Origin of the sequence: Micromonospora sp. CA-246542 (genome assembly GCF_050942905.1) — a bacterium.
In the GTDB taxonomy this organism is placed as follows: domain Bacteria; phylum Actinomycetota; class Actinomycetes; order Mycobacteriales; family Micromonosporaceae; genus Micromonospora.
This window is the reverse complement of record NZ_CP192040.1, coordinates 5389132-5402334: the sequence shown is the minus strand read 5'-3', so window position 1 is coordinate 5402334 and position 13203 is coordinate 5389132. Positions and strand designations below refer to the sequence as shown.

Below are 13203 nucleotides of genomic sequence, written 5' to 3'. Positions count from 1 at the left end.
GTCGTGGCGCCGCGCGTGGTCGTCGTCGAGGCCGACGGCGGGTCCCGGGGCAACCCCGGGCCGGCCGGCTACGGCGCGGTGGTGCGCGACCCGGAGACCGGCGAGGTGCTCGCCGAGCGCGCCGAGTCGTTGGGTACGGCGACCAACAACGTCGCCGAGTACCAGGGCCTGATCGCCGGTCTGCGGGCCGCCGCCGAGCTGGACGCCACCGAGGTGGACGTCCGGATGGACTCCAAGCTGGTGGTCGAGCAGATGTGCGGCCGGTGGCAGATCAAGCACCCCGGCCTGCGTCCGCTCGCCGCGCAGGCGGCCGCGCTGGTGGGCCGCTTCGGCGCGGTCCGCTTCACCTGGATCCCGCGCGAGGAGAACCGGCACGCCGACGCGCTCGCCAACGCCGCGATGGACGCCGCCGCCGGCCGACCCACCCCGCCGGCGTCCCCCGGCGTACCGGCCTCGGCCAGCGCCCCGGCCGCAGGCGCGTCGACGGGCAGCGACCCGGCGACCGCGCCGGCCTCCTGGGAGCCCCGCCCGAGCTTCACGGCCACCCGGCTGATCCTCGTGCGGCACGGCGAGACCGCCTACACCGAGCAGGGCCGCTACTCCGGCCGCGGCGACGTGCCGCTCTCCGAGCGCGGGCGCGCCCAGGCCGCCGCTACCGGCGCGCGCGTGGCCGCGCTGGCCCCGTCCGTCGCGGCCGTGCTCAGCTCACCCCTGTCCCGGTGTACGGCCACCGCGGCGGCGATCGCCGCCGCCGTCGGCGACGTGCCGGTCCGCACCGAGGCCGACCTGATCGAGTGCGACTTCGGGCAGTGGGAGGGGCGCACCTTCGCCGAGGTACGCCAGCAGTGGCCGGGGGAGATGGACGCCTGGCTCGCGTCGGCGCGGATCGCCCCGCCGGGCGGCGAGTCGTTCACCCAGGTGGCCGAACGGGTGCGTCGGGTCGTCGAGGCGCTGCCGAAGGCGTACCCCGGAGAGACCGTGGTGGTCGTCTCGCACGTCTCGCCGATCAAGCTGGCGCTGCGCGACGCCCTCGCCGCCACCGACGGCTTCCTGCACCGGCTGTTCCTGGACGCGGCCGGCATCTCGGTGCTCGACCTGTGGCCCGACGGCGGCATCGCCGTCCGCACGGTCAACGACACCGCCCACCTGCCGGCCGCCTGAGCAGCGCGCCCCCCGCCGTTCGGCGCAGCCCATGCGCCGTTCGGCGCAGAGCCGTCCGCGCCCTGATCGTGACGGCGGTCACAGAGTCGTAGCCTCCGGCCGTTACATCGAGTGCCTCGACTCCCCGGAGGTGTGTCAGATGGCTGCACCCGAACCGGAGGCGCCTACCACGGCGTCATCCAGGGCGAAGGACCACAGCCCCTGGAACTGGTTGCTCCTGATCCCCATCGTGGTGCCGCTGGTCCCGGCGTTCTTCAACAGTGACGCGCCCCGGATCTTCGGATTCCCGCGCTACTACTGGCTGCAACTCGCCTGGATCCTGCTCGGCGTCGCCACCACGACGCTCGTCTACCAGATGACGAAGAAGCGGGGTGTGCGGTGAGCGCGAGGAGTGAGCCGGTTTTGCGAGCCCCGCAGTCGCGAACGAAGGGGGTCCGCTGATGTGGCGCGACCATCTCACCGAGATCATCGTTTTCTCGTTGCTGTTCCTGCTGGTCAGCGCGATGGGCTTCGTGGCCGCCCGCTGGCGCGCGCCGAAGGACATGGCGCACCTCGACGAGTGGGGCCTGGGCGGGCGCAGCTTCGGCGGCTGGATCACCTGGTTCCTTGTCGGCGGTGACCTCTACACGGCGTACACCTTCGTGGCGGTGCCGGCCCTGATGTTCGGGGCCGGGGCGGCCGGGTTCTTCGCCGTGCCGTACACGATCGTCATCTACCCGCTGGTCTTCCTGGTGCTGATCCGGCTCTGGTCCGTCTCGCACCGGCACGGCTTCGTCACCCCGGCCGACTTCGTCCGTACGCGGTTCGACTCGCCGGTACTGGCGCTGCTCATCGCCATCACCGGGATCGTCGCCACCATGCCGTACATCGCGCTGCAACTGGTGGGCATCGAGGCGGTCCTCAAGACAATGGGCGTGACGGGCGACAGCACCCTGGCCCGGCACCTGCCGATCATCATCGCGTTCGCCATCCTCGCCGCGTACACCTACCAGTCGGGGCTGCGCGCGCCCGCGCTGATCGCGTTCGTCAAGGACAGCCTGATCTACATCGTGATCCTGGTGGCGGTCATCTACCTGCCGTACAAGCTCGGCGGTTGGGGCGACATCTTCGACGCGGCGGACGCGAAGTTCCAGGCGTCACCCAACCCGAACGACGGCATCCTGCTCAACGGCAACAACCAGTTGCAGTACGTCACGTTGGCGCTCGGTTCGGCGTTGGCCCTGTTCCTCTACCCGCACAGCATCACCGGTGTCCTGGCCAGCCGGAACCGTGACGTGATCAAGCGCAACATGTCGGCGCTGCCCGCGTACAGCCTGCTGCTCGGGTTGATCGCCCTGCTCGGCTACATGGCCATCGCGGCCGGCGTGAAGCCGCTGCCGGGAGCTTCGGCCGGCAGCGTGGACAACAACACGATCGTGCCGCTGCTGTTCGACCAGCAGTTCCCGGACTGGTTCGCCGGCGTCGCGTACGCGGCCATCGGCATCGGCGCGCTGGTGCCGGCGGCCATCATGTCGATCGCGGCGGCGAACCTGTTCACCCGCAACATCTACAAGGAGTACCTGAAGAAGGACGCCTCCCCGGCTCAGGAAGCGAACGTCTCGAAGATCACCTCGCTGGTGGTCAAGGTCGGCGCGGTCGCCTGCATCGTCTTCCTCGACCCGCAGTTCTCGATCGACCTCCAGCTCATCGGCGGCGTCATCATCCTCCAGACGCTGCCGGCGGTAGCCCTGGGTCTCTACACCCGCTGGTTCCACCGCACCGCCCTGATCGCCGGCTGGGTCGCCGGCATGGGCCTCGGCATGTGGATGCTGTACCAGGTCGCCAGCCCGACGAAGAAGCACTTCGGTGGCTCGGCGTTCCCGCTGTCCGAGTTCGGCTTCGACACCAAGAAGACGATCTACGTGGGCATCGTGGCGGTGCTGGTCAACCTGGCCGTCGCGGCGCTGGTGACGCTGGCGCTGCGGGCTCTGAAGACGCCCGAGGGAGTCGACGGCACCGAGCCGGACGACTACTTCGCCGACGAGGGCGACCCGCGCGTCACCCCCGGCGCCGACCGCGACGCCGACGCGGCCCGCGAACCAGTCGCCTGACCGCGTTCCCTGTTGCCGTTCCCTGTTGCCGTTCGCTGTTGCTGTTGCTGTTGCTGTTGCTGTTGCTGTTGCTGTTGCTGTTGCTGTTGCCGTTCCCCGGGCGCCCGCCGCGAGGCCGGCGCCCGGGGCCGCTGAGCAGTCCCGCCGCCCCTCGCCTGTCGCCCCTCGCCCGCCGCCCCTCGCCCCTCGCCCGCCGCCCCTCGCCTGTCGCCCCTCGCCGGTCGCCCCTCGCCTGTCGCCCCTCGCCTGTCGCCTGTCGCCCCTCGCCGGTCGCCCCTCGCCGGTCGCCTGTCGCCTGTCGCCCCTCGCCGGTCGCCGGTCGCCGGTCGCCGGTCGCCCCTCGCCTGTCGCCTGTCGCACTTGCCCGTCGCCTGTTGTGTGCGCCCGTCGCTCCTCACCATCCGTCAAGATCGTGCTCGATCCTTGTTGTAGTGGTGTCGGGCGGCGGGGATGCCACTACATCCAGGATGTTGCGCGATCTTGGCGGCGAACGGGTGCGGCGCAGCGCTCGGAAGCTGGGCGGTGGCGGTGAAAGGGGCCGCGGGCCGACCTCCCGCGTCGATCATGGAGTTCTGGTGCCCGGTTGATGGCTAACTGCGCCTATTCGTGCCCCACCACGACTCCATGATCGGCAGGGCAGGGCAGGGCAGGGCAGGGCAGGGCAGGGCAGGGCAGGGCAGGGCAGGGCAGGGCAGGGCAGGGCAGGGCAGGGCCGGGCAGGGCAGGGCCGGGCCGGGCAGGGCCGGACAGGGGCCGGGCCGGGCCGGGCGGGCAGAGCTCGGCGGGGGCGGGCCGGGGCGGGCTGGGTCGGGCCGGGGCAGGGCCGGGCGGGGGCGGGCTGGGTCGGGCCGGGGCCAGGGCCGGGCGGGGGCGGGCCGGGGCGGGCTGGGTCGGGTCGGGTGGGCCGGCCCCGCAGGGGTGGGTAGGGCAGGGCGGGCCGCGTGGGCTCGGGACCGGCCGGGGTCGGGTGGGTGTGCGCAGCTTCAGGGATGTTGCTGCCTCAGCTGCGCCGGAGGCAGCAAAGTTTGTGCGGATCTTGGCGGTTAGCGGGGGCGGTTGCGGTTTACCAGGGCCTGGTTGAGACGGCCCAGTAGCCGGGCCAGGGTTTCTCGGTCCTCGGGGCTCCAGTCGGACAGCATGTCGCCGTAGAGCCGGGTCCGGGCGGCCTGCACGGCGGCCATCCGTTGGAGGCCGGCGGTCGTGGGGGAGATGACCGTGCCGCGCCCGTCCGTGGGGTCGGGGGCGCGGGCGATGAGGCCGTCGCGTTGCAGGGCGGAGACCTGCCGGGTCACCGTCGAGCCGTCCAGGTTGAGCCGCGCGGCGAGCGCGGAGACATTCTGCGGGCCGGCGGCGTCGAGGTGCCGCAGGATGACGTACGCCGCGCGGTCGAGCACCCGGTGCTCGGCGGACCCGGTGGCCCGCCGGGTGGCCTCGCCGAAGCGCATCAGCAGGGCCACCTCGGTCTCAATCAGTCCGAGGGTGCTCTCGTCGTCGTCGCTCATAGCTGTAGGATACAGGGTAAATACCTGTACGATACAGCTAATTGGGGAGTCGGAGTGGATCGGTCATCCGAACCAAACCGCAGTGCCATCTACGCCACCACGCTGGTGGCCTTTCTCGCCATCGCCGGCATCGCCGTCGTCGACCCGATCCTGCCCGCCATCGGCGAGGCGATCGGGGTCACCGCCTGGCAGGTCGAGTTGCTGTTCACCGCGTACATCGCGGTCATGGCCCTCGGCATGATCCCGGCGACGCTCGCCAGCGGCCGGTTCGGTTTCAAGCCGGTGCTGGTCGCCGGCGTCTCGGTGGTCGGCCTGGCCGCCATCCTCGCCTCGTTCAGCGGCAACATCGTGCAGCTCTCGGTGCTGCGCGGCGTCTGGGGTCTGGGCAACGCCATGTTCTTCGCCACCGCCATGGTGGTGCTGGTCAACCTGGCCATCGACCGGGAGTGGGTGGTCGGTCTGTTCGAGACCGCCCTCGGCCTCGGCTTCGCCGTCGGCCCGCTGATCGGCGGCCTGCTCGGCCAGGTCTCCTGGCGGCTGCCGTTCTTCGTCTGCGGCGTGTTCATGGTCCTCGCCCTCGGGGTGGCCGCCGGCAAGCTGCGCGAGCCCACCAACCGCCAGGCTCCGGTACGCGTCGGCCAGATCTTCGCCACCTACCGCCGCCCGGCGTTCATCGCGCTCTGTGTGGTCACCGCCGCGTACAACTTCGTGTTCTTCGTCGTGCTCGGCTACACACCGCTCTTCCTGGGCCTGGACGTCGTCCCGCTGGGGCTCGCCTTCACCGGCTGGGGCCTCGGCCTGGCCACCGGCATCCTGGTGATCGGCCACCGGCTCGCCCACCGGATCGGCGCGGTGCAGACCGTCGGCGTGGCCATCGCCGGGCTGCTGGTCTGCATGGTCCTCTTCGCGACCTCGACCAGCACCGCCGAGGCGCTCGTGGTGCTGGTGCTCGCCGGCCTGTGCATGGGCCTCGCCAACGCCAACCTCACCGACCTGGCGCTCGGCCTCGGCTCCAGCGACCGCCGGCTCGCCACCGGCGCGTTCAACCTGGTCCGCTGGGGTGCCGCCGCGCCCGCCCCGATCATCTCCGGCAAGCTCGCCGAGCAGTCCCTGGCGCTGCCGTTCTGGGTCGGGTTCGGGGTGCTCGCCGTCGGGGTGCTGGTGTACCTGGCGTGCGCGCACATGATGGCCGCCGGCTACGGCGAGCGGGTCCTCTGGTCCCGCTGGAACCGCGCCGCCGCCGACACCGAGAAGTCCGTCGAGGAGCCGGTAGGCGAGGCCTACTGACCCCCCCCCGCCGGCCCAGCCCGCGCCGCCCGCGCCGCCCGCCCCAAGATCCGCGCACTTTCGGGGATGTTGCTGCCTCCGGGTCTGCTGAGGCAGCAACATCCCGGATGTTGCGCGGATCTCGGCAGCGACGCCGGGCGGGTGGAGCGCGTCAGCGCAGGGCGCGGTAGAGCAGGTAGAGGCCGATCGTCGTACCGAACACCACGATCAGCGTCTTGAGCACCACCGGCGGCAGCCGGCGGACCAGCCGGGCGCCCGCGTACCCCCCAAGGAGTGTGGCGGGCGCGACCACCGCGACCACCGCCCAGTTCAGCGGGCCGAACAGGGCGAAGATCACGAGCGTGGTCAACCCCACCACGGCCGAGAGCAGATTCTTGATCGCGCTCACCCGCGCCAGGGTCGCGTCGAGCACCAGCGCCAGGCCGGCGACCAGCATCACCCCGAGGGCCGCACCGAAGTACCCGCCGTACACCGCACCGAGCGCGACCATCGTCTGGACCGCGACCGTCCGCTGGCGCGGCGACAGGTCGCGGGGGTGGCCGACCAGCCGGCGCAGCGGGTCCTGGAAGGCCAGGACCGCGGTCGCGCCGAGAACCAGGAAGGGTACGACCAGCTCGAACGCGCGGGCCGGGGTCGCCAGCAACAGCAGCGCCCCGACGATCGTGCCGACGATCGTGGTGGGCACCAGCGTGGCGAGCGCGCGGGGGCGCGGCAGGTCCTGGCGGCTGCCCGCCACACTGGCGACGTACCCGGGGAAGACGGCGACGGAGTTGCTGACGTTCGCCGGCACCGGCGGCAACCCGACCGCGATCATCGCCGGAAAAGTGATCAAGGAACCACCACCGGCCACCGCGTTGACAGTGCCCGCGGCGAGACCGGCAGCGAGCAGCAGCGCGGCGTGGGAGAGATCCATAGCCCCACGAGGCTAGCCCGGCCGACGGAACCCCCGCACAATCGGCCGGCTAATCGCCCGCTCGCCGACGCCAAACCTCACTGGGTTGGTCGGCGTGACGTCGTTCCGCAGGTCAGCCCGGCGCGCATACCAGGCGACCGGGGCAGCGCGCCGCTGTTGTGGCACGCTTCAGCGATGATCGAACTCGCGGACATCGAGGCGGCCGCCGGCCGGATCGCCGGCCATGTGGTTCACACACCCACCGTTCCCAGCCCTGGCCTGTCCGAGCTGCTCGGCGTGCCCGTCACCGCCAAGCTGGAGCTGCTGCAACGTACCGGGTCGTTCAAGGCGCGCGGCGCGGCGGCGAAGCTGCTCGTCCTGGACGACGCCGAGCGGGCGGCGGGTGTGCTGGCGGTCAGTGGTGGCAACCACGGCATCGCGGTCGCGGTGATGGCCGGCGCCCTGGGCGTCGCGGCGACCGTCGTGATGCCCCGGACGGCGCCGGCGCGTGCCATCGAGGTGGCCCGCGCGGCCGGTGCCGACGTCCATCTGACCGACGGCATGTCCGCCGCGTTCGCGCTCATGTCCCGGCTGCGGGAGGACGGACTGACCCTGCTGCACCCGTTCGACGACCCGGTGGTGCTCGCCGGGCAGGGCACGGTCGGACTGGAGTTCGCCGACGACGCCGGTGAGTTGACCGACGTGCTGGTCAGCGTCGGCGGTGGGGCGCTGATCTCCGGAGTGGCCGCTGCGCTACGGGCACGCCGGCCGGGGGTACGCGTCTGGGGCGTGGAGACCGAGGGCGCGCAGGCGATGTCGCTGGCCCTGGCCAAGGGTGGGCCGGTCGAGGTACCGCTGTCGTCGATCGTCACCACGCTCAGCGCGCCGACCGTCTCGCAGCTCACCTACGACCACGTGACCGCCCTGGTGAGCGATGTGCTCGTGGTCTCCGACGCCGAGGCGGTGCGGGGGACGGTGGAGTTGGCCGAGCACGCCAAGGTCTGGGCCGAGCCGGCCGCCGGATGCCTGCTGCCGGCCGCCCGCCGGGTACTTGAGCGGGTGGGTGACGACGCCCGGTTGGGCCTCGTGCTCTGCGGTGGCAACTCGACGGTCGCCGACGTGGTGTCGTGGACGGCGCGCCTGGGGGCCTGAGCGCCGTTGCGCATCTCCTACCGGTAGCGCGTCGTTCCTGCGTCGTCCCGCCGTCTCGCCCTCGTCGGCCGCGCCGGCCCGCCCCCGTCATCGGCCGAGCCGGGGTGGGAAGGGGCGTCCCCACCACGTCGTTAGGATGGGGGCGCGACGGACGAGTCGACCGGGCGGTCGCGTCGGCGGGCTGCGGCCCGCCGCCGAGGAACGTCCGGACTCCACAGGGCAGGGTGGTTGTTAACGGCAACCCGGGGTGACCCGCGGGACAGTGCCACAGAAAACAGACCGCCGACCCCAACGGGGACGGTAAGGGTGAAACGGTGGGGTAAGAGCCCACCAGCACCCCGGGTGACCGGGGTGGCTCGGTAAACCCCACCCGGAGCAAGGCCAAGCAAGGGCCGTCACCGCAAGATGACGACCCGGCGCAGACGCTTGAGGGCTGCCCGCCCGATGTCTGCGGGTAGGCCGCTAGAGCCTGCCGGCAACGGCAGGCCGAGATGGATGGCCGCCGCCGGCGCGAAACCCCTCGGGGTACGCGCCGTGCACAGAATCCGGCGTACAGGTCGACTCGTCCGTCGCCTACCAGTTCAGGGCCGTGATCGAGGCTCTGAGCTGGTTCTGTGTTCGGGCATTGATGGTCGTTCATGGTCAACATCGGGCGGCGTTTGACGCCCTGGAGACGCCCTGAGCGCGAGCTCAGTTGACTCCCCCTTTCGCGTTGGGCTGGCTGTGCCGCTGTGGGTGCCTCGCGGGGGTGGGCCGCGCCCCTGCGGGTCGACGGCGGACGGCGCGGACGGCCGAGGGCGGACACCACATTGAGCGTGATGCCTGTGAGTCATCTTGATGACTTACAGGCATCACGCTCAATGGAGCGGGTGGCTCCGATCCGGCCGGACCACGGGCCCGCGAGCGGCGCGCCACCAGCGGCCGAAGCGGCCGGCGCTCGGTGGTCCTGAGGTTGGGGCCGGCGGCTGTGGGGAGGGGCGGGCACGTCCTGACGGTGGAGCCGGTGCCGCGACCCGGTGATGCGGTGGCAAGCCTCTCCCGGGGTTGGACTGGCGCGGCAGTCGGAAGCCCTGCCCCCGATGGCGGTCGAGGTGCCGGCTTCCGTACCGCTCGCTGGCAAGCCGGCTACGCGCATCTCCCGGTGCCGCCCAAGCGGATATCCAGGTCTCGCAGGAGGGCGCCGAGCCGTCTGCTGGTCTCGGCGTCCATGTAGGGGATCGGCCTACCTGCTGCCTGATGCTCGCCCAGGTCGTACAGCGCGATGCGAAGGTCCTCGGCGGTGGCGAGGTCGAGACGCAGCTCGATCGGGTCGTCCGTCATGTGACCGTAGGACTCCGCCGTCATCTGGCGTGAGGGCGGTAGCGGATCGTCAAGAACCCGCCTCGCCCAGCGGTACCGCGCGATGGTCGACCTGGGCACCGGATGCGGGCTGCGCCAGGGCGAGATCCTGGGGCTCGGTGTCGACGACATCGACCTCGGCGTGGGAAGGGTGCACGTCACACGTCAGGTCAAGCTCGTCCGCTCCCGGCTCGTCCTCGGCCTGCCCAAGAACGACCGGGACCGTTGGGTGCCGCTGCCCGACTCCGTCGCCCAGGTGCTGCGGCAGCACATCAAGGACTGCGACCCGGTGACGCTCACCCTGCCGTGGGAAAACGGAGCCGACGACGAGCGGGTCACGGTGCCGCTGCTGTTCACCAGCACCCGGCGGGGGGCGATCAACCGGCGTACCTTCGATAACAAGAGTTGGCCGTCCCGCCGTGGTGGCGGCCGGCATCACGCCGAGCCGGGCCACCGGGATGCACGCCCTACGGCACTTCTACGCCTCGTCGCTGTTCGACGCGGGGGAGAGCATCAGGGCACTCGTGTCGTACCTCGGCCACGCCGACCCGGGGTTCACCCTCCGGGTCTACACGCACCTGATGCCGGCCAGCGAGGAACGTACTCGGCAGGCTGTTGACCACCTGTTTCAGCCTGCGGCTGAAGACCCAGGGCTGCGCGTGATCACGGCTATCGGATCTTGCCCCGGCCACCGAGCGGTGCCAGGCTTCGCAGATGACCTTGCTTAGCCTGATCGAAACGACTTCAGGGCAGTATTCGCTGCGGCTGGAGGCGGGTACCACGCCCGTTGACGACCTGATCCGGCAGCTCGCGCACGAGCCCAACGGGTACTTCTGGGAAGGCGTCGCACAGGTTCTCGTGAGCACCGAGGCCGAGACGCTCGAAGGCCGGTTCGAACTTGACTCCGAGGCTGGCATGTTCTGTGCCTACAGCACCGATCGGAACGCGCTGGAGGAGTTGGCAACTCGAATGAACGCGATCGTGACCGACGGCGAACGCTTGCGGCGGCTGGTCTCGGGGGCCGAGGCGAGCGGGTTTGAGTTCGACGACTGATAGCCAGCTCAGCCGACGGCGTGCCCGCTCCGTAGCGCCCGCACGCCCTAGCGACGCCCTGAGCAGGTGTCAGGCGAACGGAACGCCTGCTCAGGGCACGTTTCGCGTTCATAATCCGGTGTGCAGGTCGACTCGTCCGTCGCCCACCAGCTCAGGGCCGTGATCGAGGCTCTGAGCTCCACGCTTCAGGGAAAAAGGTCGCCTGGCCGGTGAACCACAGCGCCGCTCATCCCGTTTAGGTGCGGACAAGCATCTGCATCAGTCATCTCCGGGAGGGCCAGCGCTGATGAATAACTCGGGAACTGTCGGCCTTGAATACATGACAAACGCCGACCTGTACAACGGGCCTTCTGATTTCGTTTCGAACACTGGCATGTTCTATCGTCCCGTCGAGATGGGCGCGGCCATCCGATTCTCGGCCCCGGCCATCAAGTCGCGTGAGTACCGGAAAGCCCTGAAAGAGTTGAAGGAAGCGGTCAAGAAGGGTTCGGATCCAGGGCTGCAAGAGTATCAACGGAATGATCTGGTCAGGCTGGTGGGAAAGATGGATTCCGGAACGCCTCCACGGAACGCTGATCATGCATTCGACATGATGTGGTACCTTCGCGTCAACGTACGTGATTACCCGACGAGTGGGCCAACGTTCCAGAAGATTGAAGCGTTCTATAACCTGCACTCTCCGCAACTTGTCCACGACAAGTACCACCGACCGCCGACGTCGAACGATATCGATCCGTTGCGGTCGCAAGGTGAGGTTGCCGCCAGCGGAGACCTCGGCCGTAGGGTCGGCTTGCGCGAGAAGGCTAAGATCGGAACATCCGCCTTCGTGGAATTGGCCTCGATGCAAATGACTGGGACGGCCCATTTTTCCTACGACGGCGATGAAAAGTTCGGAACCCGACTCCGGGACAGGTTTAACAATAACGTCGACGAGACTAGAAGAGCACGCGGTCGGAAGTAGTGGTGTCGGCGTATTCGACGTGAGGGCGGTAGCGTCCCGGGGTGAGCTTCGGCACCTACGCCCGCCGCGTGCGCGACGCTGAGCTGCCGTACCGGCACCGGGTCGGCGCGTTGAGGTCGTGCGTGCAGTTGTACCGACCGATCGGCTTCCACGCCACGCTGAGTTTTCTCGAGGAGATCGCGGGACCGCTTCACCGCGACGAGGCCGCGTTGCTGCGCGCGTTGGACGCTCTCGTGGCGAGTCGTGCGGGCTGGCATGCCGATCTCCGCGACTACACCGCCGAACGGAAGCTCGCCAAGCGCCGTGGCCGGCGGAGCCCTCGCCCGACTGACCCTAACCCGAACGGCTCTCCTCGCTGCTGGTACGGCACCCCCGGACCGGCTGCCCTGCACGCCGTGCGGTACTGGCTACGTCATGAGGCACCTGCGCTGCTGGCAGAGCCGGATTCGACCACCTTGGAGCTGGTCGCCTGCGTCAGCGCGTCCCTGGAAGCCGGCGGCGCACTGCTCCCCGCCCAACGAGAAACGTTGAGCGCAACCGCCGAAGCGCTGCGGCAGCGGATGAGACCTGAGATGTGGCGCGATGACTCGCGCGCCTACTACCGAGCCTCCAACCTGCTGACGGTCGCACGGCACCTTGAGACGGCGGCCGATGCGGCTCCCACATCCGTCGGCATCGCGCGACCTGCAACGGTCGCGGTTACGGCCGCGCGGCGACCTGAGTGACGAACGCCCGCCAGGCCGACGGACCGAAGGTGAGGACCGGGCCAGTCGGATCCTTGCTGTCCCGGACGCCGACCACGCCCGGCAGATTGTCGGCGACCTCGACGCAGTTACCGCCGGACGATCCGCTGCGCCGGGACTTGCGCCAGACGGCGTTAGTGAGGTCCATGATGGCTGTGCACTTCCTTCATCAGCTCGTTGGACTGTCGGCGCGGGAGCGCCTCGTTGCGAACGTTCTCCCACCTCGCCTGGAGAGTATCCAGCCCATCTTCTGTGTTGACCACGATCCCGCCTAGCTGATTCTCAAGGTGCCCGACCCACACCCCGTCGCTGGCTCGCGCGAGCGCGAACGGCCCGGACAGCCCGATGTGTAGGCCCGCGCCCGCCGGGATCACGTGTACGTGGACGTGCGGCAGTTCGGCGACTGCGATGAGGTGGGCGATCTGCTCCGCCATGATGCCGGCGTACTCGTCGCCACCGCGATGGAGCGCGGACTCGTCCAGGACGGCCACCACCTGCGGCGGAGCGTCGCTGGTCAGGATCTTGTGCCGACTCATGCGGGCACTGACCTGGTGGTCCACCTCGGTGGCGGACATGAGGTCGTTCAAGCGCATCACGACGCGGGCGTAGTTCTCGGTCTGGAGTAGGCCGGGGATCAGTAGCGGCTCGAAGAGACGAAGTTGTCGTGCGCCGCGTTCGGCGTCCAGCCAGGGCAGGAACCACGACGGCGCGCCGAGCTTCATCACGAGGCGTCCGAACAGCCCGTCGTTGCTGAAGGCCCGATCAGCGCCCTTGATGAAGTCCATCGTCAGGGCGCGGGTGCCGCTCTCCACGGCGCTCACATGTGAGGCGCTGAAGCCCGCCGCCCGACCGAACGCCTCCTGCGTCATCCCGGAGGCTCCGCGAGCACGGCGGATCTCGCCCACGATGAAGTCCGCCAGCGGGCTCGGCACGTCAGCCATGCAACGCTCCTCAGTTTGGAGATCGACTACCCGAGGTGCCACACGCCTGGAGGCTGTTCCGCCAGCTCCGGCCCGGCGACCTG

At 70.1% G+C, this 13203-nt stretch carries 14 protein-coding genes, 1 other RNA gene and 1 pseudogene; 11 read left to right on the top strand and 5 right to left on the bottom strand.

The window, feature by feature from the left end:
* Positions 1 to 3 precede the first annotated feature (3 nt).
* The 3 genes from ACQP0N_RS24900 (at position 4) to mctP (ending at position 3251) form a co-directional block, all read left to right on the top strand.
* Positions 4 to 1161 (top strand): bifunctional RNase H/acid phosphatase, encoded by a 1158-nt coding sequence (locus tag ACQP0N_RS24900; RefSeq protein ID WP_433114515.1) that lies wholly within the window; start codon positions 4 to 6, stop codon positions 1159 to 1161.
* Between the two features lie 139 nt (positions 1162 to 1300).
* Entirely contained in the window at positions 1301 to 1543 is a 243-nt protein-coding gene (locus ACQP0N_RS24895) for a DUF3311 domain-containing protein (protein WP_357132638.1), read from the top strand.
* A gap of 58 nt (positions 1544 to 1601) precedes the next feature.
* Positions 1602 to 3251 carry a monocarboxylate uptake permease MctP gene (gene mctP, locus ACQP0N_RS24890; RefSeq protein WP_433114513.1) on the top strand — a complete coding sequence of 550 codons (1650 nt, stop codon included), beginning with the start codon at positions 1602 to 1604 and terminating at the stop codon, positions 3249 to 3251.
* Positions 3252 to 4294: 1043 nt separating this feature from the next.
* Here the strand turns inward: mctP and ACQP0N_RS24885 are convergent.
* Complete coding sequence (locus ACQP0N_RS24885) at positions 4295 to 4753, bottom strand: MarR family winged helix-turn-helix transcriptional regulator (protein WP_396799009.1); 459 nt, start codon at positions 4751 to 4753, stop codon at positions 4295 to 4297.
* 54 nt (positions 4754 to 4807) lie between these two features.
* Here ACQP0N_RS24885 and ACQP0N_RS24880 point away from each other — a divergent pair, with 54 nt between their 5' ends.
* Positions 4808 to 6040 (top strand): MFS transporter, encoded by a 1233-nt coding sequence (locus ACQP0N_RS24880; protein WP_433114510.1) that lies wholly within the window; start codon positions 4808 to 4810, stop codon positions 6038 to 6040.
* 151 nt (positions 6041 to 6191) lie between these two features.
* Here ACQP0N_RS24880 and ACQP0N_RS24875 read toward each other — a convergent pair whose 3' ends face one another.
* Positions 6192 to 6953: a sulfite exporter TauE/SafE family protein gene (locus ACQP0N_RS24875; RefSeq protein WP_396799013.1), complete on the bottom strand. Its 762-nt coding sequence runs from the start codon at positions 6951 to 6953 to the stop codon at positions 6192 to 6194.
* A 174-nt stretch (positions 6954 to 7127) separates the two neighbouring features.
* Here ACQP0N_RS24875 and ACQP0N_RS24870 point away from each other — a divergent pair, with 174 nt between their 5' ends.
* Positions 7128 to 8084, top strand: a complete 957-nt coding sequence (locus ACQP0N_RS24870; RefSeq protein WP_433114508.1) for a threonine/serine dehydratase — start codon at positions 7128 to 7130, stop codon at positions 8082 to 8084.
* Positions 8085 to 8236: 152 nt separating this feature from the next.
* Positions 8237 to 8653: RNase P RNA component class A (rnpB, locus tag ACQP0N_RS24865), an RNA gene on the top strand.
* 556 nt (positions 8654 to 9209) lie between these two features.
* Here rnpB and ACQP0N_RS24860 read toward each other — a convergent pair.
* A complete protein-coding gene (locus tag ACQP0N_RS24860) occupies positions 9210 to 9404 on the bottom strand; it encodes a hypothetical protein (RefSeq protein WP_433114506.1) in 195 nt (64 codons plus the stop codon).
* Between the two features lie 82 nt (positions 9405 to 9486).
* Between ACQP0N_RS24860 and ACQP0N_RS24855 the strand changes: the two are divergent.
* The 5 genes and pseudogenes from ACQP0N_RS24855 to ACQP0N_RS24835 form a co-directional block, all read left to right on the top strand.
* Positions 9487 to 9762 (top strand): annotated as a pseudogene (locus ACQP0N_RS24855) (tyrosine-type recombinase/integrase); the annotation flags it as partial.
* 118 nt (positions 9763 to 9880) lie between these two features.
* On the top strand, positions 9881 to 10150 hold the full coding sequence (locus tag ACQP0N_RS24850) for a hypothetical protein (protein WP_433114504.1): 270 nt from the start codon (positions 9881 to 9883) through the stop codon (positions 10148 to 10150).
* Positions 10137 to 10475, top strand: coding sequence for an Imm51 family immunity protein (locus ACQP0N_RS24845; RefSeq protein ID WP_433114502.1), 339 nt, complete (start codon positions 10137 to 10139; stop codon positions 10473 to 10475). The genes ACQP0N_RS24850 and ACQP0N_RS24845 overlap by 14 nt, the downstream gene beginning before the upstream one ends.
* A 319-nt stretch (positions 10476 to 10794) precedes the next feature.
* Positions 10795 to 11436 (top strand): hypothetical protein, encoded by a 642-nt coding sequence (locus tag ACQP0N_RS24840; protein ID WP_433114500.1) that lies wholly within the window; start codon positions 10795 to 10797, stop codon positions 11434 to 11436.
* 41 nt (positions 11437 to 11477) lie between these two features.
* Positions 11478 to 12161 carry a hypothetical protein gene (locus tag ACQP0N_RS24835; RefSeq protein WP_433114498.1) on the top strand — a complete coding sequence of 228 codons (684 nt, stop codon included), beginning with the start codon at positions 11478 to 11480 and terminating at the stop codon, positions 12159 to 12161.
* Here the strand turns inward: ACQP0N_RS24835 and ACQP0N_RS24830 are convergent.
* The gene (locus ACQP0N_RS24830) at positions 12136 to 12327 is read right to left on the bottom strand and encodes a DUF397 domain-containing protein (RefSeq protein ID WP_433114496.1); all 192 of its coding nucleotides are present in this window, start codon (positions 12325 to 12327) and stop codon (positions 12136 to 12138) included. The two genes, ACQP0N_RS24835 and ACQP0N_RS24830, sit on opposite strands and share 26 nt — an antisense overlap.
* Positions 12314 to 13120, bottom strand: a complete 807-nt coding sequence (locus tag ACQP0N_RS24825) for a helix-turn-helix domain-containing protein (protein WP_433114494.1) — start codon at positions 13118 to 13120, stop codon at positions 12314 to 12316. The genes ACQP0N_RS24830 and ACQP0N_RS24825 overlap by 14 nt, the downstream gene beginning before the upstream one ends.
* Between the last annotated feature and the right edge of the window lie 83 nt (positions 13121 to 13203).